Origin of the sequence: Neorhizobium sp. LMR1-1-1.1, from assembly GCF_040675795.1 — a bacterium.
Taxonomy (GTDB): domain Bacteria; phylum Pseudomonadota; class Alphaproteobacteria; order Rhizobiales; family Rhizobiaceae; genus Neorhizobium; species Neorhizobium cellulosilyticum.
In genome coordinates this window covers 462,358-488,523 of the sequence record NZ_JBEGHE010000025.1, presented here as the reverse complement: position 1 = coordinate 488,523, position 26,166 = coordinate 462,358, and the positions used below count along the sequence as shown (strand labels likewise).

General features: G+C 59.9%; 26 protein-coding genes and 2 tRNA genes. 14 read left to right on the top strand and 14 right to left on the bottom strand.

Annotated features, from left to right (window positions below; translation table 11 throughout):
- Positions 1–5: 5 nt before the first annotated feature.
- Entirely contained in the window at positions 6–554 is a 549-nt protein-coding gene (locus MRBLMR1_RS15550) for a DNA-3-methyladenine glycosylase (protein WP_148144419.1), read from the bottom strand.
- Between the two features lie 211 nt (positions 555–765).
- Between MRBLMR1_RS15550 and MRBLMR1_RS15545 the strand changes: the two genes are divergently transcribed.
- On the top strand, positions 766–1,008 hold the full coding sequence (locus MRBLMR1_RS15545) for a hypothetical protein (protein ID WP_148144420.1): 243 nt from the start codon (positions 766–768) through the stop codon (positions 1,006–1,008).
- Positions 1,009–1,145: 137 nt separating this feature from the next.
- Here MRBLMR1_RS15545 and MRBLMR1_RS15540 read toward each other — a convergent pair whose 3' ends face one another.
- Positions 1,146–1,406, bottom strand: a complete 261-nt coding sequence (locus MRBLMR1_RS15540; RefSeq protein WP_148144421.1) for a hypothetical protein — start codon at positions 1,404–1,406, stop codon at positions 1,146–1,148.
- Between the two features lie 293 nt (positions 1,407–1,699).
- Between MRBLMR1_RS15540 and MRBLMR1_RS15535 the strand changes: the two genes are divergently transcribed.
- From MRBLMR1_RS15535 to MRBLMR1_RS15500, 8 genes are all read left to right on the top strand, one after another.
- The gene (locus MRBLMR1_RS15535) at positions 1,700–2,131 is read left to right on the top strand and encodes a DUF2948 family protein (protein ID WP_148144422.1); all 432 of its coding nucleotides are present in this window, start codon (positions 1,700–1,702) and stop codon (positions 2,129–2,131) included.
- 54 nt (positions 2,132–2,185) lie between these two features.
- Positions 2,186–3,484, top strand: a complete 1,299-nt coding sequence (gene hisD, locus MRBLMR1_RS15530) for a histidinol dehydrogenase (RefSeq protein WP_148144423.1) — start codon at positions 2,186–2,188, stop codon at positions 3,482–3,484.
- A gap of 3 nt (positions 3,485–3,487) precedes the next feature.
- Positions 3,488–3,961: a UPF0262 family protein gene (locus tag MRBLMR1_RS15525; protein WP_148144424.1), complete on the top strand. Its 474-nt coding sequence runs from the start codon at positions 3,488–3,490 to the stop codon at positions 3,959–3,961.
- A 1-nt stretch (position 3,962) separates the two neighbouring features.
- A complete protein-coding gene (locus MRBLMR1_RS15520) occupies positions 3,963–4,454 on the top strand; it encodes an arsenate-mycothiol transferase ArsC (RefSeq protein ID WP_500065214.1) in 492 nt (163 codons plus the stop codon).
- Between the two features lie 142 nt (positions 4,455–4,596).
- Positions 4,597–4,815, top strand: a complete 219-nt coding sequence (infA, locus tag MRBLMR1_RS15515) for a translation initiation factor IF-1 (protein ID WP_004435948.1) — start codon at positions 4,597–4,599, stop codon at positions 4,813–4,815.
- A gap of 27 nt (positions 4,816–4,842) precedes the next feature.
- A complete protein-coding gene (locus tag MRBLMR1_RS15510) occupies positions 4,843–5,463 on the top strand; it encodes a Maf-like protein (RefSeq protein ID WP_148144425.1) in 621 nt (206 codons plus the stop codon).
- 121 nt (positions 5,464–5,584) lie between these two features.
- The gene (gene yacG, locus MRBLMR1_RS15505) at positions 5,585–5,803 is read left to right on the top strand and encodes a DNA gyrase inhibitor YacG (protein ID WP_148144426.1); all 219 of its coding nucleotides are present in this window, start codon (positions 5,585–5,587) and stop codon (positions 5,801–5,803) included.
- Positions 5,804–6,345: 542 nt separating this feature from the next.
- Positions 6,346–6,421 (top strand) — tRNA-Phe (locus tag MRBLMR1_RS15500).
- 308 nt (positions 6,422–6,729) lie between these two features.
- On the opposite strand, the gene MRBLMR1_RS15495 is transcribed toward MRBLMR1_RS15500, so the two are convergent.
- Positions 6,730–6,819: transfer RNA gene (locus MRBLMR1_RS15495), tRNA-Ser, on the bottom strand.
- Positions 6,820–7,178: 359 nt separating this feature from the next.
- Here MRBLMR1_RS15495 and MRBLMR1_RS15490 point away from each other — a divergent pair.
- The 3 genes from MRBLMR1_RS15490 to MRBLMR1_RS15480 all read left to right on the top strand — a co-directional run bounded on the left by MRBLMR1_RS15490 (position 7,179) and on the right by MRBLMR1_RS15480 (position 10,304).
- The gene (locus MRBLMR1_RS15490) at positions 7,179–7,883 is read left to right on the top strand and encodes a GntR family transcriptional regulator (RefSeq protein WP_148144449.1); all 705 of its coding nucleotides are present in this window, start codon (positions 7,179–7,181) and stop codon (positions 7,881–7,883) included.
- Positions 7,884–7,988: 105 nt separating this feature from the next.
- Positions 7,989–8,951: a dihydrodipicolinate synthase family protein gene (locus MRBLMR1_RS15485; protein WP_148144427.1), complete on the top strand. Its 963-nt coding sequence runs from the start codon at positions 7,989–7,991 to the stop codon at positions 8,949–8,951.
- A gap of 90 nt (positions 8,952–9,041) precedes the next feature.
- Positions 9,042–10,304: an NAD(P)/FAD-dependent oxidoreductase gene (locus MRBLMR1_RS15480; protein WP_500065511.1), complete on the top strand. Its 1,263-nt coding sequence runs from the start codon at positions 9,042–9,044 to the stop codon at positions 10,302–10,304.
- Here the strand turns inward: MRBLMR1_RS15480 and MRBLMR1_RS15475 are convergent.
- Positions 10,301–10,876 carry a LysE family translocator gene (locus tag MRBLMR1_RS15475; protein ID WP_148144429.1) on the bottom strand — a complete coding sequence of 192 codons (576 nt, stop codon included), beginning with the start codon at positions 10,874–10,876 and terminating at the stop codon, positions 10,301–10,303. The two genes, MRBLMR1_RS15480 and MRBLMR1_RS15475, sit on opposite strands and share 4 nt — an antisense overlap.
- 252 nt (positions 10,877–11,128) lie before the next feature.
- On the opposite strand from MRBLMR1_RS15475, the gene MRBLMR1_RS15470 reads away from it, so the two are divergent.
- Positions 11,129–12,907 carry an EAL domain-containing protein gene (locus MRBLMR1_RS15470; RefSeq protein ID WP_183684940.1) on the top strand — a complete coding sequence of 593 codons (1,779 nt, stop codon included), beginning with the start codon at positions 11,129–11,131 and terminating at the stop codon, positions 12,905–12,907.
- 63 nt (positions 12,908–12,970) lie between these two features.
- Here MRBLMR1_RS15470 and MRBLMR1_RS15465 read toward each other — a convergent pair whose 3' ends face one another.
- The 10 genes from MRBLMR1_RS15465 to mscL all read right to left on the bottom strand — a co-directional run bounded on the left by MRBLMR1_RS15465 (position 12,971) and on the right by mscL (position 22,296).
- Positions 12,971–13,813, bottom strand: coding sequence for an oxidoreductase (locus tag MRBLMR1_RS15465; protein ID WP_148144431.1), 843 nt, complete (start codon positions 13,811–13,813; stop codon positions 12,971–12,973).
- 201 nt (positions 13,814–14,014) lie between these two features.
- The gene (murA, locus tag MRBLMR1_RS15460; protein WP_148144432.1) at positions 14,015–15,307 is read right to left on the bottom strand and encodes a UDP-N-acetylglucosamine 1-carboxyvinyltransferase; all 1,293 of its coding nucleotides are present in this window, start codon (positions 15,305–15,307) and stop codon (positions 14,015–14,017) included.
- Between the two features lie 104 nt (positions 15,308–15,411).
- Entirely contained in the window at positions 15,412–15,654 is a 243-nt protein-coding gene (locus MRBLMR1_RS15455) for a hypothetical protein (RefSeq protein WP_148144433.1), read from the bottom strand.
- An 84-nt stretch (positions 15,655–15,738) separates the two neighbouring features.
- The gene (locus MRBLMR1_RS15450) at positions 15,739–16,419 is read right to left on the bottom strand and encodes an SDR family oxidoreductase (protein ID WP_148144434.1); all 681 of its coding nucleotides are present in this window, start codon (positions 16,417–16,419) and stop codon (positions 15,739–15,741) included.
- Entirely contained in the window at positions 16,412–16,942 is a 531-nt protein-coding gene (gene hutX / locus MRBLMR1_RS15445; protein ID WP_148144435.1) for a heme utilization cystosolic carrier protein HutX, read from the bottom strand. Before hutX ends, MRBLMR1_RS15450 begins: the two co-directional genes overlap by 8 nt.
- 27 nt (positions 16,943–16,969) lie before the next feature.
- A complete protein-coding gene (gene hutW, locus MRBLMR1_RS15440) occupies positions 16,970–18,325 on the bottom strand; it encodes a heme anaerobic degradation radical SAM methyltransferase ChuW/HutW (protein ID WP_148144436.1) in 1,356 nt (451 codons plus the stop codon).
- Positions 18,326–18,472: 147 nt separating this feature from the next.
- A complete protein-coding gene (locus tag MRBLMR1_RS15435; RefSeq protein WP_148144437.1) occupies positions 18,473–19,285 on the bottom strand; it encodes a polysaccharide deacetylase family protein in 813 nt (270 codons plus the stop codon).
- Between the two features lie 98 nt (positions 19,286–19,383).
- Entirely contained in the window at positions 19,384–20,418 is a 1,035-nt protein-coding gene (gene galE, locus MRBLMR1_RS15430) for a UDP-glucose 4-epimerase GalE (RefSeq protein ID WP_148144438.1), read from the bottom strand.
- A 155-nt stretch (positions 20,419–20,573) separates the two neighbouring features.
- Positions 20,574–21,749, bottom strand: a complete 1,176-nt coding sequence (locus tag MRBLMR1_RS15425) for a pyridoxal phosphate-dependent aminotransferase (protein ID WP_148144439.1) — start codon at positions 21,747–21,749, stop codon at positions 20,574–20,576.
- 115 nt (positions 21,750–21,864) lie between these two features.
- Positions 21,865–22,296: a large conductance mechanosensitive channel protein MscL gene (gene mscL / locus MRBLMR1_RS15420; RefSeq protein WP_148144440.1), complete on the bottom strand. Its 432-nt coding sequence runs from the start codon at positions 22,294–22,296 to the stop codon at positions 21,865–21,867.
- Positions 22,297–22,505: 209 nt separating this feature from the next.
- On the opposite strand from mscL, the gene MRBLMR1_RS15415 reads away from it, so the two are divergent.
- Positions 22,506–26,018: a PAS domain-containing hybrid sensor histidine kinase/response regulator gene (locus MRBLMR1_RS15415; RefSeq protein ID WP_148144441.1), complete on the top strand. Its 3,513-nt coding sequence runs from the start codon at positions 22,506–22,508 to the stop codon at positions 26,016–26,018.
- Positions 26,019–26,166 lie beyond the last annotated feature (148 nt).

Sequence of the window (26,166 nt, the reverse complement as noted above, 5' to 3'; positions counted from 1 at the left end):
ACCCATCAGCCGGGAAAGCGCTTGCTGAGATAAGCCGAGCCCTCAAGTCCGAAGCGCCATGGATTGTCGACCGCCCTCGAAATCCCGATCCGCGGGCCGGTCACAACGCGTGCCGGCTCGCTCGGTACCCTCAGATCGAATGGATCTGCGAACAGGGATTTTCCGTCATGATCCATGGTTATCCCAAACGCCTGACAGAGCCGACCCGGGCCTGAACACAGCAGCAGAGGATCGTCCAGGCGACGGCGCACCTGCATTGCCGCAAGACCATAAAGCGGCTGGACTGCGCGAATGAGAACTGCACTACCGGGCCTGCAGACGAAATTCAGGCACCAATGAATACCGTAGGATCGATATACATAGGCATGGCCGGCCGGACCGAACATGCTTCCATTACGGTCGCTTCGGCCGCGAAAACTGTGCGAGGCGGGGTCATCGGGCAGATACGCCTCCGTCTCCACAATAATACCGCCAGATCCCGCGACATCGAGTTCCACACCGATCAATTCCGCAGCAACGATCGTCGCTTCACGTTCGAAGAAATCCGGCTTCATCTATCCTGCTACCCAACCACGGGATGCACACACCTGCCACACAGCTATAAGAGATCATCCGCCCTTCGAACAAGGTTGGGCGCAGAGCCGATGTTTACTTTCTGCTAACACCATATTTGTTTCTCGCTTTCCTATCGGGGAGAAAAGCACGCTTATTAGTCCTATCTAAAAAACAATCGTTGGGGCGAAGCAAGGGATGGGAAGTTCCAAAATGCCGGCAGCATACGAGCCGATCGAGCCCGAAGAACTCGAACGGCTTCAGACCATTTTCGAGACGGCGCGCTATATCGCCTGCATGTCGCGTCATGATCCTGCAGCCGAACGGCTGGCAGCCATGACGATCCGGTTCTATCAGCTAGGCATTCGCGATGACGATGCGCTCATCCACACGATCGTCAAGACCAACAGGGCATTGCGGCCATCCAGGCGTGAACAGGTTGCGGATTTGGCCTGACACACAAAGCCGCTCAAGGCTAGGTCTCGATCAACAGAGAGATGATTGACTGACGTATAGTCTCCACGATTAGAGCCTGTCGCGATCCTCGCACTTTAGATTTCTGTCTCGCCGAATGTTTTTTGTCCGGCAGACTTTTAGCATTCATCGATCTCCAGCACCTCCGAAACAACCTCGAAAATCTCGGTCTGCGGCGTCACAAGAACTATCGCGCGGATGTCGTGAGAAAACTCAAGGTCAGTATGTTGCCGGCGCAGAGCAGACATGCAGCTACGCGCAATTGCGTCGCCGCGATCGGCACTTTCGATTGCAAAGCGATAAATCGGCAGCGCCTGCTGAGAAGAGTTCACATCTGCGCCTGCATCACTGTAGAGCGTAACGACATATAGCATTGACATTTTCCCCTCCTCCCAAAGGGTATCGTCATTTTACTTATAGTTGCATATACTCAGATTATTCGCGCCGACAAATGTCAAGTCGACACAAGGAGGGTGGTATCCAGGCTCTCCGAGCAGTTCCGTAGAACATCGCTCTCTTCCGCCAAGCGAAATGTCGTCGTCTTGTATCATTCTCGCGCGAGACATGGACAAGCGCGGTTGTTTACCGCAAGCGTTCATCCTATCTCCTCATTATGGAACAACGGCCGCCCGGAATATTGTAAGTCCGGGCGATGCAATCATGGAAAAAGCGCATGACCGAGCTGAAACTTCTGGCTCTCGATACGGATGATCTGGATGTGATATCCGCCCATATGCAGGATGCGGTTTTCAAAGTGGGCGATTTGCACTGGTCCGCATCGGAGAAGGCGTTTTCGCTTGCCGCGAACCGGTTCGACTGGGCTGCCGCCGAAGGCAAGCGCAAGGGTTTCGAGCGCCATCGCGCTGCTCTCGTCCTCAAGCGTGTCGAGGCCGTACGCTCCAACGGCATCAACCGCGCCCGCAAGGAGGACGTGATGTCGCTTCTGGCAATCCGCTTTACCCAGAAAGGCGAAGGTCCCGACGGCACGGTCGAACTGGTGCTTTCCGGCAATGCCGCGATCGAATTGGATGTCGAATGCATCGAAGTCGCACTTGCGGATATCGGCGGCGCGTGGGAAACCCCAACAAGGCCGCGCCATCCCTGACCAATGTGGGTGTGTCCGGCCCGATGATGGCAGGACATAAGAAGGACGACCCGCGTGGCACTCTGGCTTGAACAGACATCCGACGATTTCGAAGCGCAGTTCAAGGCGTTTCTGTCGACCAAACGCGAGGTCTCGGAAGACGTCAATGCCGTGGTCAAGGCCATTATCGACGACGTACGCGCCCGTGGTGATGCGGCACTTATCGATTATTCCGCCCGTTTCGACGGCGTTGATCTGGCGAAGGACGGTATCCGCATCTCGGAGGCTGAAGTTGATGCTGCGATCGCTCAAACGGATGCCGCCGTCATCGATGCGCTTAAGCTCGCAGCCGAGCGTATCGAAAAACACCACGCCCGCCAGATGCCGAAGGACGATATCTACGAGGATGCGATCGGCGTCGGTCTCGGGTCCCGCTGGACGGCGATCGAGGCGGTCGGTCTCTACGTGCCGGGCGGTACGGCAAGCTATCCGAGCTCGGTGCTGATGAATGCCGTGCCGGCCAAAGTTGCCGGCGTCCCGCGCCTCGTGATGGTCGTGCCCGCCGGCGGCGGCAAGATCAATCCCGCGGTTCTGGCTGCAGCCCGGATCGCCGGCGTTACCGAAATCTACCGCGTCGGCGGCGCTCAGGCAGTGGCCGCCCTTGCCTATGGCACCGATACGATCGCGCCGGTCGCAAAAATCGTCGGCCCCGGCAATGCCTATGTGGCCGCCGCCAAGCGCCAGGTTTTCGGCACGGTTGGCATCGACATGATCGCCGGCCCTTCGGAAGTTCTGGTGATCGCGGATAAGGATAACGATCCGGACTGGATCGCCGCAGATCTTCTCGCCCAGGCCGAGCACGATGCCGGCGCCCAGTCGATCCTGATGACCGACGACGCCGATTTCGGCAAAGCGGTGGAAGCCGCCGTCGAACGGCAGCTGAAGACACTGTCGCGCATGGACATAGCCACCGCCAGCTGGCGCGATTTCGGCGCAGTGATCCTCGTCGAGAATTTCGAAAGCGCGCTGCCGCTCGCCAACCGCATTGCCGCCGAACATCTGGAGCTCGCGGTTGCCGATCCGGATGCGCTGATGCCCGGTATCGTCAATGCAGGCGCGATCTTCATCGGCCGCCATACGCCGGAAGTGATCGGCGATTATGTCGGCGGATCGAACCATGTCCTGCCGACAGCGCGTTCGGCGCGCTTCTCCTCGGGTCTCGGCGTGCTCGATTTCGTCAAGCGCTCGTCGATCCTGCGTCTTGGCGCAGAACAGCTTCGCCAGCTGGCGCCGGCGGCGATCACGCTGGCGACGTCCGAAGGGCTGGACGGGCATGCCCGTTCCGTTTCCATTCGCCTCAACCCTGGAGAATGACGGATGGGCCAGGGGGAGTTTCGTCTTTGCGATGTCGTTCTGGACGACTCGATCGGGCGTTCCACCCCCGACGTGGAGCATGAGCGCGCGGTCGCGATCTTCGATCTGGTCGAGGAAAACTCGTTCACCCCGCTCGGTCATGCGGGCGGGCCCTACAAGCTGCGGCTTTCGCTGGTCAATGCTCGGCTGGTGCTGACGATCACGACCGACGCGGATCAGGATGTCGCCACCCACATCCTGTCGCTGACGCCGTTCCGGCGGATCATCAAGGACTATTTCATGGTCTGCGAGAGCTATTACGAGGCGATCAAGACCGCCACGCCATCCCGGATCGAAGCGATCGACATGGGCCGCCGCGGCATTCACAACGAAGGTTCGCAAACACTGATGGACCGGCTGGACGGCAAGATCGGCGTCGATTTCGATACCGCACGGCGGCTGTTCACGCTCGTCTGCGTTCTCTACTGGCGTGGCTGAGATGACCGCCGACGCACCGAACCGGAAACAGGAAATCGGCATTCCGACGGCGATCCTGTTCATGTGCGGGCAGAATTCGATCCGCTCGCCGATGGCCGAAGCCATTGCGAAAAGCCTGCTGCAACCCGATATATATATACAGTCGGCCGGCGTCCGTTCCGGTGAGCCTGATCCCTTTGTCGATGTCGTGCTGGAAGAAGTGGGGCTTTCGCTCAACCACAAGCGCCCGCACAAGCCGCGGACGCTAGAAGAGATCGAAGACGACTTCTTCGATTTGATCGTCACGCTTGCCCCGGAAGCGCATCACACGGCGCTGGAACTGACCCGTTCGCATGCCGTGGATGTGGTCTACTGGCCGACCATGGATCCGACGGTGGTGACGGGGACGCGCGAGCAGCGATTGGATGCCTATCGCCAGGTGCGGGACCATCTTTGGAAGCTGATCGACAAACGAATGAAACCCATCAGGCGCGCACCGCCGGCAAGCGGCTGAACGGCGAAATTGTGCATGTAAAAGAATAGCTATTAGGCGTGGTTCACAAACCGGACGCGATTGTGTAGTTTCCGCGCAAATTTCGAGGCGGTGGACGAAGATTCCTGCCTGCCCGACCTTAGACAGAAAGAAAACCGATAAAATGGCTAAAGAAGAAGTCCTTGAATTTCCGGGCGTTGTCACGGAACTGTTGCCGAATGCGACTTTCCGGGTGAAGCTCGAAAACGAACATGAAATCATCGCCCACACGGCTGGCCGCATGCGCAAGAACCGTATCCGCGTTCTCGCCGGCGACAAGGTTCTGGTCGAAATGACCCCTTACGACCTGACCAAGGGCCGTATCACCTATCGCTTCAAGTAGTTTTTTTTCGGCGGGATAGGGCCTGAAATGGCGCTTGAGCAAAAGCTGATACTGGCATCGGGTTCGCCACGCCGTCTGGATCTTCTCAACCAGATCGGCATCGAGCCTGCCCGGCTGATGCCGATGGATATCGACGAGACGCCGAAGCGTGCCGAGCATCCCCGCTCGCTCGCTCGTCGGCTGTCGAGCGAAAAGGCTGAAGCCGCCTATCGCGCCATCAAGGACGACCCGACCTGGCGGCACAGCTATATCCTGTCCGCCGATACCGTCGTTGCCGTCGGCCGCCGTATCCTCGAAAAGACCGAATATGCGGAAGAAGCGTTTTCCGCGCTGCATCTTCTGTCGGGCCGTGGCCACTGGGTCTATACCGGCATCTGCCTCGTCACGCCCGGCGGACAGTTCCGCCAGAAGGTGGTCGAAACGAAAGTGCGCTTCAAGCGGCTTTCAACCCGCGAGATCGACAATTACATCGCGTCGGGCCAATGGCGCGGCAAGGCAGGCGCCTATGCCATCCAGGGCATTGCGGGCGCCTTCGTGCAGAAGCTTTCCGGCTCCTACACCAATGTCGTCGGGCTGCCGCTCTATGACGTGACGACGCTGCTTGCCGGCGAAGGGTTCGATGTGGCGCAGGGCTGGCCTGAAGCCTGATTTCGAGCTTTGCGGGCGCTGAACGCAGTTCTGTCTCCGCCGCACACTGATTTCACGAGCCGGGGATTTGACAAACCGGAAATTTGACACGCCGGGATTTGACGAAAAAGGAGTTGCTCCCATGACATCCGAACCGATCAAGACGGGCGGCAAGGTGGAGCCGCTCAGGAAAGGCCGCCCCTGCCCGGAATGCGGCAAGCCCTCCTCGCGCGAAGACTATCCCTTCTGCTCCGAACGCTGCCGCACGCTCGACCTGTCGCGCTGGCTGAAAGGCTCCTACACCATTCCGGTAGCCGACGACGAACGCAAGGCGGATGACGATCTGGACGGACGGGAATAATCGCCCGTAGTTAATGCCAGGAACGTCGACTGCATTGCCTGCCCTCGGACATCTGCCTCTGCCACCCGCGCCCCTGCCCCGCGACAGGGTCGCCTGTTCTTCCTGAGCGTTTTCGCCTCCGATCGCCGACTGGCTTGAGCACCTGCCGCTATCGCGTGACCCGCCTTTCCAAGACCGGCAGAAGCACGCTGCTGACGATCAAACGCATCGCCATCGTCAAGACGCGCTCATGACGCTTTGACGTCTCGTTTCCGTGCCATCTCCCAAAACCGGCAACCACTTTCCGGCAATACGCTCCCTGCAGATCATGCCCTCCCGGCAAAATTTGGCAATTATCCACAGCAGCCGCCGATTCCGGCTTCGGCACACCACCGGTTTCCAACTGATTTTGCAGGGAAATTCGGAATTTTCGCAAACCTGTCAAAAAAGTCGTTCGGGGTGCTGGACATGGCCGAACAAGATGTTATAACCCCGCTCGCTCCCGGGGGTTACATCCTCCGGACGGCCTTAAACGGCCGACAGGCTTCACATAAGCCTCGGATGCCCGGATAGCTCAGTTGGTAGAGCAGCGGATTGAAAATCCGCGTGTCGGTGGTTCAAATCCGCCTCCGGGCACCATTTTTCCCAAAAAGCGATATCTGTAGCCAGACTTTTGCAACATCAATGTTTTTCTTAACAGCAAACGATGACCCGCAAATTTACGGATCCGAAAAACGCTTGCCCGTGTCGGAAAATCGCGACAAGCGAAAGTGCCTTATCATCTGAAGACGGCACTCCCTATTAGGCAGGACACAACCCATTGCGCCATGCGAGACCCCAGCAGATTTCCGCAAGGATAGAGCTAGCACCCTAAGACGTACTTTCATAACGGATCACACGAGCCTCATCTTATCAAAGCGACAATAAGCCATTTTCACCCAGAAAAATGGCAGATAAGGCGGGATTCGAACCCACGGTACGCTTTCACGCACACACGCGTTCCAGGCGTGCGCCTTAAACCACTCGGCCACCTGTCCTTAAAAGTGTTCTGTGTCGCTGCGGACCCAAAACGTTGGAACGGCGCGATATACACCGATGAATTTTCCAGGATCAACCTCAATCTGAGAAAAATGAAGAGATAATGACATTTATCCGAAATTAGATGTCTCTCGATTTCGAGACGGGCCACAGAATAGGCCTACCCGCCACCTGATTTCGGCGCGAATTGCCGTCTTCCTGTTTGTTGACCCCATGTCCCGGCCCCGCTCACACCTTCGGTCGCCTTGCCACCACCTTCCTGAACGAACGAACCGAAAAGACCTATACGCCTCTGGCTTAACGCCTCGCGTCTAATACGCTAAGACGAAAAGACATCATGTCGACACGCGAGGCGCAAATGACCCATGACGATTCGAGCCAGATTACGGAACGCAAGCGCGGCTCCGGGGTCAAACTGGTCTATGATCTGTTGCGCGACGAAATTCTCGACCTGAAGCTTTCGCCCGGCAGCGCCATCGACGAGGTGCAGCTTGCGGCGCGTTTCGGCATGTCGCGCACGCCGATCCGCGAGGCGCTGGTGCGACTTGCCGGCGAAGGACTGATCGAGACGCTGCCGAACCGCTCGACCATGGTGTCGAATATCGATTTTCTCGGTATGCCCGCCTATTTCGATGCGCTCGTCCTGATGTACCGCGTCACCACCCGGCTGGCGGCGCAGCATCACAGGGCGGACGATCTTCTTCTCATTCGCGAGCAGCAGGCGGAGTTCAGCGCGGCGGTGGCGGCGCAGGATGCGCTGGCGATGATCGCCACCAATGCCGATTTTCATTCGGCGATCGCAGCTAGCGGTCGCAATGCCTATTACGCCAGCTTCTTCGACAGGCTGCTCGGCGAAGGGCGCCGCATGCTGCGGCTCTATTACCAATCCTACGAGGATCGCCTGCCGGCGCGTTATGTCGATGAGCATGAGGAAATCATCGCTGCCGTCGAGGCGCGTAACGTTGTCGAGGCAGACCGTCTCGGCAAGGCGCATGGCGAGCAGATCGTTGAGCAGATCGGCAGGCTTCTGACCCGCAACGACCGCCTCGATATTGATCTTTGACATCTTGTATTTTTTTTGTCGACAAAGAAAACGGAAGGAGTATTCTCTCTATCCAAGGGCTAGGGATCGTCTCCGCCGGCCGTTTTGATATCGAGGATTTGCAAGATGAAATCGAAGATTTTCTCCGGCGTCGTACCGGCACTGATGACCCCCTGCAAAAGCGACCGCACACCGGATTTCGACGCGCTGGTTGCCAAGGGTAAAGAACTGATCGACGCCGGCATGTCGGCCGTCGTCTATTGCGGCTCGATGGGTGACTGGCCGCTTCTGACGGACGCGCAGCGCATGGAAGGCGTCGAGCGCCTGGTGAAGGCCGGCATTCCGGTCATCGTCGGCACCGGCGCGATCAACTCCGCTTCGGCCGTTGCCCTTGCCGCGCACGCCCAGAAGGTTGGCGCTCAAGGGTTGATGGTCATCCCGCGCGTGCTGTCTCGCGGTTCGGTGATTTCCGCCCAGAAGGCGCATTTCAAGGCGATCCTGTCGGCGGCTCCGGATCTTCCGGCGGTCATCTACAACAGCCCCTATTACGGTTTCGCCACCCGCGCCGACCTGTTCTTCGCGCTACGCGCCGAGCATCCGAACCTTGTCGGCTTCAAGGAATTCGGCGGTCCGGAAGACATGCGTTATGCGGCCGAGAACATCACCAGCCGTGACGACGACGTGACGCTGATGATCGGCGTCGATACCGCCGTCTACCACGGTTATGTCAATTGCGGCGCAACTGGCGCCATTACCGGCATCGGCAATGTTCTGCCGAAGGAAGTGCTGCATCTGTGCAATCTGGCCCAGGCAGCCGCCAAGGGCGATGCGGATGCGCGCGTCCGCGCCAAGGAGCTGGAAGAGGCGCTCGGCGTGCTCTCCTCCTTCGACGAAGGCCCGGATCTGGTGCTCTATTTCAAGCACATGATGGTGTTGAAGGGGAACAAGGAGTTTGCCCTGAACTTCATCGAGACCGACGTGCTCTCCGACAGCCAGCGCGGTTATGTCGAGGCGCAGCTGAAACTCTTCGACAGCTGGTATGCCGACTGGAGCAAGCTGCCCGGCGCAGTTCAGACCTGCAAGGCCTGATATTCGAACAAACAAAGCCCTCCTTACACGGAGGGCTTTGTCACATCAGAACAAGGGGAATATGCGCGAAGCCGCAAACGGCCGCGTGGAATTGGGACGATCAGGGAAATGGCACGGTCGGATATAGTCGTCATCGGGGCGGGGGTCGTCGGCCTTTCCGTCGCCATCGCTGCGCAGATGCGTGGTTTCAACGTTACGGTCATCGATCGTGAAGGTCCGGCGGCGGGTGCTTCGGCAGGCAATGCAGGCGCCTTCGCCTTTACCGATATCCTCCCGCTTGCCTCCCCCGGCATCCTGAAAAAAGCGCCGAAATGGCTGCTCGATCCGCTTGGGCCACTTTCCATTCCGCCCGCCTATGCACTCAACATCGCGCCGTGGATGTTCCGCTTCTGGCGCGCCTGTTCTGCCTCGCGCGTGGCGCATTCGACCAGCGCCCAGACGGCGCTGATGGATCTTTCCAGGGCCGAGCTCGAGCCTTTCCTTTCGGCCACCGACACGCTTTCCATGCTGCGCAAGGAAGGCAATCTGCAGGTCTATGAAAGCGATGCCGAATTCCGCACCTCGCTGCCGGGCTGGGAAGCGCGTGAAGAGCACGGTATCGAGTTCCAGCACATGGATGCCGCCGAGATGGCCGGTATCCAGCCGGGGATCGCGCCCCGCTTCATCCGCGGCACGTTCACGCCCGGCTGGTATTCGATCGCGGACCCGAAACTCTACACGCTGGCGCTTGCCGAGAATTTTCGCGCCCGCGGTGGCGTCGTCGAGATTGCCGAGGTCAAGGCTTTGCGCCCGGTTTCGGATGGCGTCGAGATCGTGCTTGCCGGCGATGTTGCACGCTTGGCCGGCAAGGTCGTGCTTGCGGCCGGCGCATTCTCGCATCGGATTGCGCGCACACTTGGCGAAAACATCCCGCTTGAGACCGAGCGCGGCTACAACACCACCCTCCCCTCCAATGCGCTCGATCTGCGCACGCAGGTCACATTCGGCGGCCATGGCTTTGTCGTCACCCGCCTGACCAGCGGCATCCGTGTCGGTGGCGCGGTGGAGCTCGGCGGGCTGTCATTGCCGCCGAACTACGCGCGCTCGGAAGCGATGCTGAAAAAGGCGAAGAGCTTTCTGCCGGGCCTGAAAACCGAAGGCGGCGTACAGTGGATGGGCTTTCGGCCGTCCATGCCGGACAGCCTGCCCGCCATCGGCCGGGCAAAGGCAACGGCAAATGTCGTTTACGCCTTCGGCCACGGCCATCTCGGCCTGACCCAATCGGCAGGCACGGCACGACTTGTGGCGGATCTGTTGCAGGATCAGCCGACCGCCATCGATCTGGCATCGTTCTCGCCCAGCCGCTTCGGCTAGGCGCGAAGGACACCGGTAATCAGCGTCACGGATACGACAGCCAGCCAGATGGAGGCGGCACGCTGGACCAGCAGCAGCCGTCTGTTGCCGCCATCACCCGCCTGGGTCAGCCGGCCGAAGCCACCCCACAGCATGGCAACGACCATGACCATGATGCAGAAGGCGAAAAGGCGCGGCAGGAACTGACTGTCAGCGGGGGACGGTAAAAGCACGAGGCCGAAAATCAGGGCCTTGGGGTTGAGCACGGTGGTGAGATAGACACGGCCAGCGGTCACGCCGCTGCCGTTTTGCGCATCGCCCGGCATGCGCCAGAGCCTGACTGCCAGGAACATGACCCAGACAGCCGCAACCACTTTCAATGCGACGGAAGCGGAAGGAAAACGGGCGAGAAGTTCCGCGCCCAACCATGTCAGCGGCAGGATCGCCGTCAGGTAACCGGCAAGTTCCGCGGGCAGAAGCCTCGCCGAGGCGCCAAGGCCGCCGCGCGCGCCGGCAATGCCCATCAACGTATTCGTCGGCCCCGGCGCCAGCAGAAGCGCAAGAACAGCGGAGAGGAAGGCAAAATATGTCATCTGCAGATAGGATTCCCCAAGAGCTGCCCGGACGCTAGGGCGCGCGGAGGTGCGAAACATTGACCTGCGTCACCTTCGCAACCATATTTCTCAACAATATCGATGTTTTATAATAATTACGCCCACCAGAATAACCTTATACTTACCTTTCAACGGACATCATCGGAACATTCAATATCCAAGTCATTTAGAACCGGGAAATTTTGACGGATGGCAGTCGGGAGGGGACGACTTCAGCAGGAAATACTGGATATGCTTGCTCGCGGTTGCTCGGTAAGGGAGGCCGGCAATCATATCTGCAGCCATGCCGAACAGATGGCCGAAGGCGTGCTCTGCTCGCTGGTCACCGTCGATCGCAGCGGCCATCTGCATCCTTTGGCCGGCCCCACAATTTCGAAAGAGTATTCGGCAGCACTGGACGGTATCGCGATCGGGCCGGGTGTCGGGTCCTGCGGTACTGCCGCCTTTCTCGGTCAGCCGATCGCGGTCGAGAATATCTTCACCGATCCTTACTGGCTGCCGTATCGGGCGCTCGCAGACATTCTGGCAAGAGAGCACGAGGTCAAGGCCTGCTGGTCGAGCCCGATCCTGCAAAGCGACGGTCGTGTGCTCGGTGCCTTCGGTTTCTACTACAAGGAAAACCGGGGACCGACCGAAGACGAGCGTATGATCGTTGCCGAATGCGTCGACCTCTGTTCGCTAGTGCTTGAACGCGAAGAGATGAAGGCTGAGAACCAGCGACTTGCCTATTTCGATATCCTCACAGGGCTGGGCAATCGCGCCAATTTCATCAGAACGGTCGAGGAGAGGGCGAAGAACAATCCCGATCCGTTCGGTATCCTCTTGATCGATATCGATCATCTGGGGCAGATCAACGATGCCTTCGGCCACACGACGGGCGACCGGCTGATCCTCGAGGCGGCGCATGCGATCACGCGGATCATCGGGCCTGAGAAAAGCTTCAGAGTCGATGCCGACGAATTTGCGGTGCTGATCGACAATGATCCGTCGGATCTGGCCGCAGTCTGCACAAGCATCCTGGACGCGATGGCAGAGCGCAGCCTGCAGGAAAACAGCCACACACTTCGCCTCTCGGCAAGTTGCGGCGGCGCCATCTGCGACCCGTTGCATCCGTCCGGCGTTCCGTCCTATCTGCAACATGCCAATCTCGCGCTTCACCATGCGAAACAGACTGCGCGCGGCAGTTTCGTTCTTTACAGTGACGAGCTTGCCGGCGCGGTGACGGAACGTTTTCGTGTCCTTCAAACCGTTACCAACGCGCTTATCGAAGGGCGTATCGAGCCGCATTACCAACCGATCGTCCGGCTAGACACCAAGGAGATCGTCGGGCTGGAAGCGCTTTGCCGCGTGCGTACGGCGGACGGACAGGTTCTCTCGGCCGGAATGTTTGCGGAAGCCTTGCAGGATGCCTCGCTTGGCCATCAGTTGACGAACCTCATGCTGAAGCAGGTTGCCGGCGACATGCGCTCATGGCGCGATCAAGTTCTTCCGCTTTCCTATGTCAGCGTGAATGTGTCGATGGCGGATTTCGATCAGGGAGACCTGCGGGCGCGGATCAGCCAGATCTTCTCACAGGAAAAGGTACCGCCTGAACAGGTCGTCGTTGAAGTCACCGAGACGGTCTATATGGACGAACGCGACAGCAAGGTCGGCCAGACGATCGAAGGCATGCGGGCCGATGGATTGCTGGTGGCGCTTGACGATTTCGGCACCGGGTATGCCTCGCTTACCCATCTCCTGAATTTCCCGGTCGATATCGTCAAGATCGACAAGAGCTTCGTCGATCGCATGTCGGGCGGCCCCGGCGAAGTGATCATCAAAGCGCTGCTCGGCATGGCGAGCGGACTGGGTGTTCGCATGGTGGCGGAAGGTGTCGAGACAACCGATCAGGCACTTCGCCTGCAGCGTCTCGGTTGCGGTTTTGCACAGGGGTATCTGTTTGGTCGACCCGCAGATCGCGACACGACAACCGAAATCCTTCGACGTCAGGCGCAGCAGCGATCGGCTTGAAGAACACAACAAAAAGCCGGAGCGAATATCACGCCCCGGCTTCGTTCAATGGATGTCAAAAGCTTATTTCGGGAAATCTGCCGAGAGGCTGACATCTTTCCAGCTCTCGATTTCGGCAAGGCGCTCCGCAAGTTTGCCGGTGATGCCGTTATAGGCAAGTTCACCGAGCACCAGATGGCGCGGTGGGTTTTGCGTTTCGGTCGCCTTGATCATCGCCTCGCCGGCACGAACCGGATCGCCCGGCTGCTTGCCGCTATAGCCTGCGGTCGTGGTCATGCGGCTACCGGCCGTCTCCTGATAGTCGGCGATCTTCACCGGTGTCTGCTTCAACGAACGGCCTGCCCAATCGGTACGGAAAGGCCCCGGCGCCACGCAGGTCACCTTGATGCCGATCGGAGCGCCTTCGGCGGCAAGCGCATCGGAAAAGCCCTCGACCGCATGTTTGGTGGCGGCGTAATAGCCCGATCCGGCAAAGCCGATGAAACCGGCCTGGGAGGTCAGGTTGAGGACATGTCCCTTGCGACGGGTGCGCATGCCGGGCAGGACGGCACGCGTCATGGCGAATAGTCCGAAGACATTGGCGTCGAACATGTCCCTGATTTCGGCTTCTTCACCTTCCTCGAGCGAGGCCTGATAGCCGTAGCCTGCGTTGTTCACCAACACATCGATGCGGCCGAACTTTTCTTCCGCAGCCTTTACCGCGGCCTCGATCTGGGCCTGATCCGTGACGTCGAGATCGACGGCCAGTGCATTGTCATAACCGGCAACGAGATCGGCAAGCCTGCTCTTGTCGCGGGCGGTGACGACGGTCGGCCAGCCGCGATCGAGCGTCAGCTTGGCGAGTTCGCGGCCAAAGCCGGTCGAGCAGCCGGTAATAAACCAGACGGGAGAAGAAACGTCAGCCATTGGGAAATCTCCGATGAGAGCAATTCCAGCAAAAGTGGGCGCAGGTTCTGCATGCGGAATTGCGTTGAAACAGAAAGACCAAGCCGGATCATGAAGATGAGGCGGAAGGAACTTGGGACGCCGCTTCAACATAGGGATACGAAAAAGGACGGCAAGGGTTTCCTTGCCGTCCTTTCAAAGACTTCGTGATCTGGGCGACGATCAGTCGCTGACGCGTTCGACGATTGCGCCGCAGCGGGTGAGCTTCTCTTCCAGACGCTCAAAACCGCGATCGAGGTGATAGACGCGGCTGACCATGGTGTCGCCTTCGGCGGCAAGGCCGGCGATGACGAGCGACACGGAGGCGCGCAGGTCGGTCGCCATGACCGGGGCACCCTTCAGCTTGGAAACGCCTTCGATGCGCGCCATCTGACCCGAGAGTGAGATCTTGGCACCTAGGCGGGCCAGTTCCTGCACGTGCATGAAGCGGTTTTCGAAGATGGTTTCAGTCACATGCGAGACACCCGAGGAACGGGTCATCAGCGCCATGAACTGCGCCTGCAGGTCGGTCGGGAAGCCCGGGAAGGGTTCGGTGACGATATCGACCGGCTGGATGCCGTTGCCGTTGCGCACGACGCGCAGGCCGCTTTCGGTCTCGGTGATTTCGGCACCGGCGAGCTTCAGCGTGTCGAGTGCGTTATCGAGCAGCGAGGCGCGCGTGCCCGTCAGCGTCACGTCGCCGCCGGTCATGGCCACGGCCATGGCATAGGTGCCGGTCTCGATACGATCCGGCAGCACGCGGTGACGCGCGCCATGCAGGGAGGAGACGCCTTCGATGGTGATGGTCTTCGTGCCGGCGCCGGTGATCTTGGCGCCCATGGCGATCAGGCAATCCGCCAGATCGACGATTTCCGGCTCGCGCGCAGCATTGTCGATGACGGTCGTGCCCTTGGCGAGCGTCGCTGCCATCAGCAGCACATGGGTCGCACCGACGGAGACCTTGGGGAAAGTGTATTGCGCGCCGACGAGACCGCCCTTGGGGGCCGATACGTTGACATAACCGCCGTCGATCTCGATCTCGGCGCCAAGCGCTGCAAGGCTTTCGAGGAAGAGGTCGACCGGACGCGTGCCGATGGCGCAACCACCGGGCAGCGAGACGCGGGCCTTGCCTTCACGCGCCAGAAGCGGGCCGATGACCCAGAAGGAGGCACGCATCTTCGAGACCAGTTCATAAGGAGCGGTGGTGTCGACAATCGTGCGGCAGGTGAACTGTATGGTGCGGGCGTAGCTGTCGGTCTGGCCTTCGCGGCGACCGTTGACGGAAATATCGACGCCGTGGTTGCCGAGAATGCGCAGAAGCTGCTCGACGTCTGCCAGATGCGGCACGTTTTCAAGCGTCAGGGTGTCGCTGGTCAGAAGCGAGGCGATCATCAGCGGCAGGGCGGCGTTCTTGGCGCCGGAAATCGGAATGATGCCGTTCAGCTTGTTGCCGCCGGTAATGCGAATGCGATCCATGGTTGAAAAACTTTCCCTCTCACGCTCGGAAGGTCGCGTCCTTAGACGAAAACCCCTGGCGCTTCAATGTTTCTAAATCTGGTGACGTCCCGTGACCGCTATAGTCAGGATGATTCGTCCGATTTTGCGGCAGACGGCGTGGATGCCGGAAGTCCCTGTGTATCGTCCGCTTCGCCGGCGCGGCGAGCGCGGGCCTGTCCCTTGCGACGCATCAGATTTTCGCGAAGTTTTGCAGCGGCCTTTGCCTTGCGCTCGGCCTCTCGCGCCGCCTGCGCCTTACGGGCCCGATCGCCGCGGCTTTCGCCCCTTGCAAGGGCATCATCATTTACGTCGTCATTTTCGGCCATGGATGTCCATAACCAAAAAGCCCGGAAAACAAAAGCTCACCCGGTGTTTTTATCACCGGGTGCGCAATGCTGGAACGGACTGTCTCACGCGAGCGAGAAGGGTTCCACCGGCGTGTCGCAACTCATCCGGTCCCGATCGACAGCGGCAAACGCATGGCGGGATGTCGCGGGGTCACGCAGCACCCGGGAGGCAAGCAGCGCGACATCGGCGCGGTGGATGAAACCGTGGACCCGAGGGTTGCGGGTCAGCAGCCCATTTCCCGTGGCGGGTTCGGAGACGAGGCCGCCCGGACGCAGGATCGTCCAGTCGAGACCGCTCTCTTTCAAACTGTCTTCGGCAAGCGTCTTGGCGTCGACGACCGCGCCGAAGGCGGCAATCGCCCGTTCCGATCGATAGGGCGCCATGTCTCCGCAGCCCATGGAGGTGATGAAGACAAAGCGCCGTGCCCTGCCACTCGCAGCCGTCGCTTCGATGACGTTGATATTGCCTTCGTCATCGACAAGCCGGCCATCCTCGCCTCGCCCGCTCAATGTCGAGACGACATCGAACGAACCGGACAGCTGCGACAGCGCCTGCTCTATATCCGGCCGAGACAGGGCATCGCCGCGCAGGATCTCGACGCCGATTTCCTGCAGATGCCCGACATCCGATTGCGGCCTCAACATCGCTATAACCGGACGACCGGCGGCACGCTCGAGCCGCGCCAGTTCGAGGCCGACGCCGCGGCTGGCACCGAAAATCAGAAGCAGCCGCGTGTCAGGCATTGCCTGCAGGCCTGGCGAACTGGATGGCAAGACGTTCGAAACGCTCGACCTGCACGGCCTTCAGCTTGCGTTCCCTGTCACGGCCAACATAGATCTTGAAGATGGTCTCGCCTTCGGCATTAAAGAACTGGATCGACCTGGTTTCAAGCCCCATGAACAGGCGGCGGACGAAGAAGATCGCGGCGCAATTTTCCGGGCGCAGATGGCCGGAAAGACCGCCGGGGCCGCCGTGCAGATTATACATGCCGTGGCCCATCTCGCCCTTCGGCAAGGGGCCGGAAAACTCGATGATGGCGTCCTTGGAATGGCAGATGAACATGACGTCGCCCCAGTTGGCGATATCCGTCAGCACATCGATGAAATGGCGCCCGTCGATGCGGGTAACACCTTCCGGCAAACATTCGAGCACCGTCTGAAACGTGACGCCATGCTGCACGGCGAGCGCTTCCAGCACGCCGTCCGGCTTTTCGGCGATGGCCTGTTTGATCTTCGTGATGGCTTCGGCTTGGTCGAGATCGGACATGTCCCTGCTCCGTTTCAATGAGTTCGTTCAGGCCGCATCGCGTGAAGGGCCCAGTTCAAGGGTCAGAATGTCGTGGAGGGCAGCGATCAGGTTCGAGTACCAGAAGCGGCCCGCAGTGGTGAGTTCGACGATGCCGCCCGCGAACGACAGAAGGCCCGCTCCCTGCCACTGGGCGAGAAGCGGTTCCAGCATCGGCGTCATGGCGCGCCCGGAGGTTCGGTCCAGCTGGCCGAGATCGAGATGCCCGACCTCAAAACCTGCCGTTACCAGCGTGCGAAGGGCGGAAAGCTCGTCGGAAATCATCATCATGCCGAGCGATTTGCGGCCGGCCCGCACGTCTTCGCCATAAACCGCCAGATCGCCATTGAGGCCGTAACCGACCGGACCGATGGAGCCGCCAGCGCCGGAACCGAAGGCGATGCAATCCGCTCCTTCCTTGATCAGCAGATTGTAGAGATTTCTCTCGCGCGTGGTGCGGGCCCAGTGGTTGTTGCTGATCTGACGCCAGTTCCTGCGCCGGAAGAAATCGGCTCCGGTTCGGTAGAACGCGCCGATCTGGTTCAGGCTCGGCGTCGCCGGAAATTTCCCGGCTTCGATCGCCTTGAAGAGCGGCGTGGTGGGAATGAGGTTCAACCCGTAGAGATCGAGACCATCGGGACCGATATCGACCGCCGTTTCCAGATCCCGCTGCCACACATCGAGCGTCTGCCCCGGCAGCCCGTAGATGAGGTCGATCACCACGGCGGCGCGATCCCGGTCGCGCAGATATTCGAGGAAGCGGACGGCCTCTTCGCGGCTGGAGCGACGTCCCTGCCGCTTCCTCACATCCGTATCGAAGGTCTGGACGCCGATCGAGAACCGGTTCGCCCCCGCCTCCAGGCAGGCATCGATCTTGTCCGGGGTGAAATGGATGATCCGGCCCTCAACGGTGATCTCGCAATCGGGCGCGAGCGGCAGCTCGGTGCGGACAGTCGTGATGATCCGCGACAGTTCCTCCGCGCTCAACGCCGTCGGGGTGCCGCCGCCGAGATAGACGGCGTGGATCGGGTTGTGGCGCAGGGCAGTGGTTTGCGCCTCACGCCTGATTTCCTCGATCACCAGTTCGGTATAATCCGCCCCTATCTGCGGCACGTAGGCATTGCGGTAAAAGCCGCAGAACAGGCAGTGGTTGGCGCAGAAAGGGACGTGGATATAGGCGAGCCGCTTGCCCGGTTTAGCCGGCTGAGACTGGAGCTCAAGCCAGACATCCTGCATCTCTTCCGGCGGCAGACGCCGCTTGCCGCGAAACGGCATCACCGCCCCCCGCCGGCTGAATGCCTCACTGAGCGGATCGAGCCCGGTTCCGGCCGCAAAATAGCGTGCCAAGTCCTCACTCGATGCCATGCCCAAACTTCTCCGCTGATTACCGATCGTCAATATGACGGCAATCTAGAGGCTGGAGACATGGGGCCACTTGCTGCAGATCAAGTGACTTGAGGATTTAACTCATGTTTTAGAATCGGGTGCGATGGCGCAGCAGATGCGAACCGCTCAAAACAGGCCGGGGCGCTGCCCGGTCGTATCGTTGTCGCCGATAGTTTCGACATCGGCGAGCCGGACGAATTCAACGCCGCGGGCCTTGAGCTTCAAAATAGCATTGGCGACACCCTGCCCTGCCGCATGGGTCGGCTGGTTGATGTGGGAGATGATGACATCCCCGTCCTTGGCTGCCGCAATGCGCTTCTCGGCGGCGCCTGCGCCAAGCAGCGAACCGTCATCGCCGTTCAGCGAATAACCGGCGACGCGATAGCCCATCTTGCGGATCTCATCGATCGAGCTCGCATCGTATTTCGCCGTCGCCCCCCGGAACCAGCGGGGCGCCGAAAAGCCCGCAGCAATCACCGCTTCCGCCCCCTTGCCGACTTCCCGCGATACGGCTTGTGGTGATCCGGCGGACGGGATGCCATAGACGGGCACGGCGACATCGATCGCCGGAATGTGGTTCTCGCCGTGGTTCTCGATCTCGAACAGGTCCGGATTGGCGAGAAAGACCGCAACTGTCTGCGGATTCTTTCTGAGCCAGCGGGCGGTGACGAAGATCGTGGACGGGATACGCTCGCTGATCAGCGTCGACAGGATGCGCTCATCGACGGCACCCATGCATGCGTCGAAGGTCAGAGCGACACGCGACTTGGCGCCGGCCTCACCCTTGGCAAGATGCAGGCGCGGCTCGACCAGCTTTACCTTTGGCAAGACGGCTGACGGCGATTGTGCGGCAGCCTTGGGGATATCCGAGGCATAGGCCGGCAAAGCGGTTATACCGCAGAAAAGAAGAACGAGACCGGCTGTCAAAGAGAGGCGCATGATATCCGTCGGATCAGATTGTTTGCGCTTCCCTTACTCCTCAAGCAATCGCTTATCCATAATCATTTCGGCATGACACACCTGTCGTTGATCGCGCATCAGAAGCGCACGGCGGCCAGACGCTGGTGGAGCGAGCGGAGATCTTCCACCCGGCGACCGGCCAATTGCCCTTCCCAGGCGATCGCGGTCTCGACGATCAGGTCGAGATCGTCATGGCGCGGCTGCCATTCGAGAAGCCTGCGGGCAAGTGTCGAATTGGCAACGACGCTTGCCGCATCTCCCGGACGACGCGGGCCGTAATGAACCTCGAACGAGTGGCCGCTGACACGCTTCACCGCGTTCAGCACTTCCAGCACCGAGTAACCGCGGCCATAACCGCAATTGGCAATCAGCGGCTCGCCGCCACGGCGCAGATAGCTCAGCGCCTTCAGATGCGCTTCGACGAGATCGGTGACGTGAATATAGTCACGCACGCCGGTGCCATCCGGTGTGGGGTAATCGGTGCCGTAGATATCGACGCCCGGCCGTTCGCCGAGGGCTGCTTCACAGGCGAGCTTGATCAGATGCGTTGCACCGACGGTGGAAAGACCGGTGCGACCGAGCGGATCCGCACCGGCGACGTTGAAATAGCGCAGGGCGACGAAGCGGAAATCATAAGCCGCAGCGGCATCGCGCAGCATCAGTTCCGACATCAGCTTGGACTGGCCATAGGGGTTTTTCGGCAACGTCATCGCGCTTTCCAGAACCGGCGTGTCGTCCTTCTGGTCGCCATAGACGGCAGCGGTGGAGGAAAAGACGAAATGCCTGATGCCGGCCTCGATCGCGGCAGCGGCGAGAAGCCGGGTCTTGCTGGTATTGTTTTCATAATAATCGAGCGGATGGGCGACGGACTGCGGCACGACGATCGAGCCGGCGAAATGCATGATCGCCTCGATCTGGTTTTCCGCGAAGACCTGGGCTAGCAGGGCCTGATCGCCGACATCGCCGAGATAAAAGCGCGCCGCATCCGGAACCGCCCAGCGGAAGCCGGTCGAAAGCCGGTCAAGCACGACAACGTCTTCCCCGGCATCCAGCAACGCCCAGGCCATATGGCTGCCTATATACCCCGCACCGCCTGTTACCAGCACTGCCATGAACAACTTCCCTGCCTTTTGTTTTTTGCAGGAAAGCATTGCGGCGCTTGATCACCGGTTACTTATGAAGGGGTGACCCAACTATATCCGATGACGTGGATAAGGGAGGTTTTCGGGGATATTTCGAATTTTATCGAATAGCCCCGGCAACTGTCTCAGAGCGCCTTGATATAACCCGCGAGCCGGTCGGCGGCCTCTTCGACATGCTTGGGATTGCGCAGGAAGCAGGCGCGGAGAAAATTCTCGCCGCCCTTGCCGAAGGCCGATCCCGGTGCGAGTGCCACGCCGATCTTGTCGACGATATCGAGTGCCGCCGCGCGGCTGTCAGTGATGCCATCCACTTTCAGGAACGCATAAATCGCCCCTTCGGGCTTCAGCGTCTGGACACGGTTGGTGGCGATCAGCCTGTCGCAGAGAATGTCGCGAGAAACGCGGGCGCGCTCGATATTTTCCTCAACGAAAGCATCCCCTTCATTCAGCGCCACGACGGCGCCACGCTGCATGAACTGGGCGACACCGGAATTCGAATACTGGATGAGGTTCTCGATGACCTGCCCCAATTCCGGCGGGGCGACCAGCCAACCGACGCGCCAGCCGGTCATCGACCAGTTCTTCGAGAACGAGTTCGCATAGATGATGCGGTCGTTCGGCTCCGCGATATCGAGGAAGGACGGAGCCCTCACCGCGCCGCCGTAATAATAGCGGGAATAGATTTCGTCGGCGATGATCCACAGGCCGTGTTTACGCGCAAGCCCGAGGATGCTGGCCAAGTCTTCCTTCGTCGCGGTCCAGCCGGTCGGGTTGGACGGCGTGTTGACGAACAGGCCCTTGGTCTTCGGCGTGATCATTGCTTCGAGCCTATTCAGGTCGAGCGACCATTTACCACCGGTGAACTCAAGCGGCAGGCCGGTAGCGACAGCGCCGGAAAGCTCGATTGCGGAAACGATGTTCGGCCAGGTGGGCGACAGATAGATCATCTCGTCGCCCGGTCCGCAGATCGCCTGCACGGCCATCATGATGGCATGCATGCCGGAACCGGTGACGTAAAAATGCTCGGGCGGCAGCGAAACCGCGAAATGGCGAGTGTAATAATCGGCAAGCGCCTGTCGCAGCTCGGGAATGCCGCGCTGCCAGGTATAGAAGGTCTCGCCACCCAGAAGCGCGTCGGATGCTGCGCGGTTGATGAAATCCGGGCTTGGCAGATCGCCCTCACCCGCCCAAAGCGGGATCAGATCGTCACGGCCGCCGATGCGGGCATGGGTAATGATCTCGACAATGCCGCTTTCAGGAGCAGCAAGAGCGCGGGAACTGAGGGAGCCAAGCAGAGACATGCGGATTTCCTGTTTTTCGTGTGCCTTTCATAGCGCAGAAAAGTCCGGAAATCCCATGAGTTTCCTTGAGCCTGCAATTCATTGTTCTGATGAGTTGCAGGCTCAAGGCGTCTCGTTACTTCGTCTTCAAGATATCGCGGATTTCCGAAAGAAGCTGGATATCGGCCGGCGGCGGTGCAGGCTTTTCATCGACCGGCTTCTTTTCTTCCATGGCGCGCAGCTTGTTCACACCCTTGACCATCAGGAAGATGATGAAGGCGAGAATGACGAAATTGATCATAACAGTGATGAAGCTGCCATAAGCGAAGACAGCGCCCTGCTTGCGCGCCTCTTCCAGCGACGGAGCCGTGACGGCGCTCGACAGCGCGATGAAGTAATTGGAGAAATCGAAACCGCCGCCGGTGATCGCGCCGACGACCGGCATGACGATATCATTGACAAGCGATGTAACGATGCCGGTAAAGGCGCCGCCAATGATGATACCGACCGCCAGATCGATAACATTGCCCTTTGCAATAAATGAACGAAACTCGCTGACTACAGACATGACTTGACCCCTCTCTCGGTTGCCGTCGTGCTTAACATAGCGTTTCATCAGATACTGAAAAGATGCAAAAAGCCAAGGGTTTAAACCTGACAGATCCTCAGAGAAGCTTCGACCGCATTGAACTTTTTGACGAGGCTTCGCCGATTTCCAACGCTTCGTCTTTCGCTTAATCTCATCTCCTGTCCGCACGTGCCTGCGGGGGAGGAAACATGCTTCAAGGCTGGGTCATTCTTGTCTCGGCATTCGCCTATATTCTGCTGCTTTTTGCGGTGGCGAGTTACGGCGACAGAAAGAGCCGGCTTTCGGGTGTTCCCAAAGGCGGGCGACCGCTGGTCTATGCCTTGAGCCTTGCCGTTTACTGCACCTCCTGGACCTATTTCGGCGGTGTCGGCCTTGCCTCCCAGCGCGGGCTGGAATTCGCCGCGATCTATATCGGGCCGATCCTGGCGTTCACGCTCGGCATGCCGATCATTCGCCGCATCGTCGAACTGGCCAAGGCGGAAAAACTCACCTCGATCGCCGATTTCATTGCCGCCCGTTACGGCAAGAACGCCACGGTAGCAGCGATCGTCGCCGTGCTCGCGCTGGTCGGCACTGTGCCCTATATCGCGCTGCAGCTGAAAGCAGTGTCCAGCTCCGTCGCGGTGATGGTCAATCCATCCGATTTCGGCATCGGCAGCGGCAACCTGCATTTCATCGATCTCGCGCTGATCGTTACCCTGCTGATGGCCTGTTTCGCCGTCGTCTTCGGCACTCGCCATACGGATGCGACAGAACATCAGGACGGGCTGATCCTGGCTGTCGCCATGGAGTCCCTCGTGAAGCTGGTCGCCTTCGCGACAGTCGGGATCGCCGTCGTGTTCTTCATGTTCGACGGATGGTCGGATCTTGCGGCCAGGGCATCAGAAAGCCTGCTGGTTGCATCCGCTGCATCCTATGAAACGCCGGTCAGCCGATGGGTGCTGGTCATTCTTTTGTCGGCGTTCGCAATCGTCATACTGCCGCGGCAGTTCCATGTCACGGTGGTGGAGAACCGAACACCGCGGGAACGCCGTGCCGCCGCTTTCCTGCTGCCGGTCTATCTCATCGCCATCAATATCTTCGTGATCCCGGTGGCGGCAGCCGGGCTGATCACGTTCGGCGGCATGGGCGATGCCGACCTGTATGTTCTGACGCTGCCGCTCGAAGCCGGGCTTCCCTTCGTCACGCTGATGACCTTCATCGGCGGTTTTTCGGCAGCAACGGCAATGGTGATCGTGGAATCGGTGGCGCTGTCGATCATGATATCCAACGATATCGTGCTGCCGCTTTTCCTGCGTCGCAAGCTCGCCTCGCATGCCGGCGCAAGCCAGGACCTCACCCGCACGCTTCTCAATATCCGCCGTGCGGCGATCTTTGCCGTGATGCTGCTCGGCTACGGTTATTACCGGATGGCCGACAGCCAGTCGGGGCTGGCGTCGATCGGCCTGCTCGCGTTTGCCGCCATTGCGCAGATCGCCCCTGCCCTTCTCGGCGGGCTGATCTGGCGGCGGGCCAATGCGCGCGGCGCCATTTTAGGCCTTTCCTTCGGCTTCCTGTCCTGGGCCTATCTCCTGTTCCTGCCGAGCCTTGGCGGACCGGACAACTCCCATATCGCGGCGGCCGTGCTGAATTTCATCTTTCCCGGCGCTGCGATCTTTTCCGGGCGGGAGATCGATCCTTTCGTCACGACGACGATATTCAGCCTCGCGCTCAACACGATTGCATTCGTGCTCGGTTCGCTGTCGCGAAATCCACGCCCGGTGGAGCGGTTGCAGGCGGGGATTTTCGTCAAGCGCCAGCCACGGTCACAATTTGCCACGCGCGGCTGGAAGACCCGCATCAGCGTCGGTGACCTGAAGACGGTGATCGCCCGTTATCTCGGCGAGGAGCGGATGCTGCGCTCCTTCTCCAATTACGAAAAAACTGCCGGGCGCCGGTTCCGGGACGACCAGCAGGCCGACATGGCGATGATCCATTTTTCCGAACAGTTGCTCGGCAGCGCAATCGGCTCGTCTTCGGCGCGGCTGGTGCTTTCGCTGCTGCTGCAGAAGGTGGAGGACACCAATTCCGACACCGCCTGGCTGCTCGACCAGGCGAGCGAGGCGCTGCAATATAATCAGGACATGATGCAGACGGCACTTTCCCACATGGATCAGGGGATTGCCGTGTTCGACAGTTCCGACCGGCTGACGGTTTGGAACCGTCGGTTCCGTCAGTTGCTGGATCTTCCCGAACAGGCGGGCCAGGTGGGTTTTCAGCTTTCCGATATCGTGGCGCTGCTCGCCGAACGCGGCGATGTGGGCGAGAGTGAAACAGAAGCTATTACCAGCCAGTTCAAGGATCTCGGAACGACCTTCTCGCTCATGGTGCAAGGCGGTGGGCGGATCATCGAAGTCCGCAGCAACCCCATGCCGGATGCGGGTTTCGTTGCAACCTTTACCGACATTACCGCGCGCGTTGCCGCGGATCAGGCGCTGAAACAGGCGAACGAGACGCTGGAGCAGCGGGTCGGGGAGCGAACTGCGGAGCTTACCCGCGTCAACCGCGCGCTCGGCGAGGCTCGGGCCTCGGCCGACGAGGCGAATGTTAGCAAGACCCGCTTTTTTGCCGCTGCAGGCCATGACATCCTGCAGCCGCTCAATGCCGCCCGGCTTTATTCATCGACGCTCGTCGAACGGCTTGCCGGCGCGGACAAGAATGCGGCGATCGCCCGCAACATCGACAGTTCGCTGGAATCGGTCGAAACAATCCTTGGCGCCGTACTGGACATTTCGCGGCTCGACACCGGCACGATGAAGCCCCGTTTCAGCTCGATAGAGCTGGACGATCTGTTCAAGCGGATCGACACGGACTTTTCGCCGATGGCGCGGGAGAAGGATCTCAAATTCGTCGTCATGCCGACCTCGCTGAAAGTGGTGTCCGACGCCAACCTGCTGCGGCGACTGGTGCAGAACCTCGTTTCCAACGCGATCAAGTACACGGTCTCGGGCAAGGTAATCGTCGGCGCGCGTCGGCGTGGCGACAAGGTGATTATCGAGGTGCTGGATTCAGGCATCGGCATTCCGTCATCAAAATTCCGCACCGTGTTCAAGGAATTCGCCCGGCTGGAGGATGGCGCGCGGACTGCAAGCGGATTGGGGCTGGGGCTTTCCATCGTCGACCGGCTGTCGCGGATGCTGAGCCATCCGGTACAGCTTGCCTCGCAGCCCGGCCGCGGCACGAGCTTCCGCGTCGAGATCCCGCGAGACCTCGCTGCGCCGAACGCTGCTTCGGCCAGGGTTCGACGCGAGCGTGCAAAACCCGCCAATGTGTTGAATGGATTGCGGGTGCTCTGCGTCGACAACGAACCGCAGATCCTCGAAGGCATGAGCCTTCTGATCACCGGCTGGGGCTGCACGGTCGGCCAGGCCCGCTCGCTTGCCGAGATCGATACGATCATCAAGGGCCGCGAACCGCCGCCGGATGTCATCATCGCCGACTACCATCTCGACGACGGTTACGGGATCGAGGCAATCCTTGCGCTGAGGTCCCATTATCAGACCGCAATACCGGCGATGCTGATCACGGCCGACCGGACACCGGAGGTTCGGGCAGAGGCCGAGCGGCATGGCATTGCCGTGCAGCACAAGCCAGTAAAGCCTGCGGCAATCCGCGCTTATCTGACGCAAAGCGCCGGTTTGCGCCGGGTCGCCGCCGAATAGTTTTCCACATCCACTGACAAATGCCGTTCATGTGACAGTCATCACGGACTGTTTACGGTTGAAATGTCTGAACGTCGGCTAATACCGATTCTTGCCGGAACTCTCCGGCTTCTCGCGACGTTTAGGCGCGTGACTTCCTGGCCCGCAG

What these genes read in the sequence shown, in the direction of transcription:
- MRBLMR1_RS15470 (WP_183684940.1), top strand. Translation starts at nt 11,129, where the DNA reads ATGCTTGCTCGCGGTTGCTCGGTAAGGGAGGCCGGCAATCATATCTGC.
- MRBLMR1_RS15525 (WP_148144424.1), top strand. Translation starts at nt 3,488, where the DNA reads ATGGGCCAGGGGGAGTTTCGTCTTTGCGATGTCGTTCTGGACGACTCG.
- MRBLMR1_RS15490 (WP_148144449.1), top strand. Translation starts at nt 7,179, where the DNA reads ATGACCCATGACGATTCGAGCCAGATTACGGAACGCAAGCGCGGCTCC.
- MRBLMR1_RS15435 (WP_148144437.1), bottom strand. Translation starts at nt 19,285, where the DNA reads ATGCGCCTCTCTTTGACAGCCGGTCTCGTTCTTCTTTTCTGCGGTATA.
- galE (WP_148144438.1), bottom strand. Translation starts at nt 20,418, where the DNA reads ATGGCAGTGCTGGTAACAGGCGGTGCGGGGTATATAGGCAGCCATATG.
- MRBLMR1_RS15415 (WP_148144441.1), top strand. Translation starts at nt 22,506, where the DNA reads ATGCTTCAAGGCTGGGTCATTCTTGTCTCGGCATTCGCCTATATTCTG.
- MRBLMR1_RS15475 (WP_148144429.1), bottom strand. Translation starts at nt 10,876, where the DNA reads ATGACATATTTTGCCTTCCTCTCCGCTGTTCTTGCGCTTCTGCTGGCG.
- murA (WP_148144432.1), bottom strand. Translation starts at nt 15,307, where the DNA reads ATGGATCGCATTCGCATTACCGGCGGCAACAAGCTGAACGGCATCATT.
- yacG (WP_148144426.1), top strand. Translation starts at nt 5,585, where the DNA reads ATGACATCCGAACCGATCAAGACGGGCGGCAAGGTGGAGCCGCTCAGG.
- mscL (WP_148144440.1), bottom strand. Translation starts at nt 22,296, where the DNA reads ATGTCTGTAGTCAGCGAGTTTCGTTCATTTATTGCAAAGGGCAATGTT.
- MRBLMR1_RS15550 (WP_148144419.1), bottom strand. Translation starts at nt 554, where the DNA reads ATGAAGCCGGATTTCTTCGAACGTGAAGCGACGATCGTTGCTGCGGAA.
- MRBLMR1_RS15510 (WP_148144425.1), top strand. Translation starts at nt 4,843, where the DNA reads ATGGCGCTTGAGCAAAAGCTGATACTGGCATCGGGTTCGCCACGCCGT.
- MRBLMR1_RS15450 (WP_148144434.1), bottom strand. Translation starts at nt 16,419, where the DNA reads ATGCCTGACACGCGGCTGCTTCTGATTTTCGGTGCCAGCCGCGGCGTC.
- MRBLMR1_RS15455 (WP_148144433.1), bottom strand. Translation starts at nt 15,654, where the DNA reads ATGGCCGAAAATGACGACGTAAATGATGATGCCCTTGCAAGGGGCGAA.
- MRBLMR1_RS15425 (WP_148144439.1), bottom strand. Translation starts at nt 21,749, where the DNA reads ATGTCTCTGCTTGGCTCCCTCAGTTCCCGCGCTCTTGCTGCTCCTGAA.
- hutX (WP_148144435.1), bottom strand. Translation starts at nt 16,942, where the DNA reads ATGTCCGATCTCGACCAAGCCGAAGCCATCACGAAGATCAAACAGGCC.
- MRBLMR1_RS15485 (WP_148144427.1), top strand. Translation starts at nt 7,989, where the DNA reads ATGAAATCGAAGATTTTCTCCGGCGTCGTACCGGCACTGATGACCCCC.
- MRBLMR1_RS15540 (WP_148144421.1), bottom strand. Translation starts at nt 1,406, where the DNA reads ATGTCAATGCTATATGTCGTTACGCTCTACAGTGATGCAGGCGCAGAT.
- MRBLMR1_RS15535 (WP_148144422.1), top strand. Translation starts at nt 1,700, where the DNA reads ATGACCGAGCTGAAACTTCTGGCTCTCGATACGGATGATCTGGATGTG.
- MRBLMR1_RS15545 (WP_148144420.1), top strand. Translation starts at nt 766, where the DNA reads ATGCCGGCAGCATACGAGCCGATCGAGCCCGAAGAACTCGAACGGCTT.
- MRBLMR1_RS15520 (WP_500065214.1), top strand. Translation starts at nt 3,963, where the DNA reads ATGACCGCCGACGCACCGAACCGGAAACAGGAAATCGGCATTCCGACG.
- hutW (WP_148144436.1), bottom strand. Translation starts at nt 18,325, where the DNA reads ATGGCATCGAGTGAGGACTTGGCACGCTATTTTGCGGCCGGAACCGGG.
- MRBLMR1_RS15465 (WP_148144431.1), bottom strand. Translation starts at nt 13,813, where the DNA reads ATGGCTGACGTTTCTTCTCCCGTCTGGTTTATTACCGGCTGCTCGACC.
- infA (WP_004435948.1), top strand. Translation starts at nt 4,597, where the DNA reads ATGGCTAAAGAAGAAGTCCTTGAATTTCCGGGCGTTGTCACGGAACTG.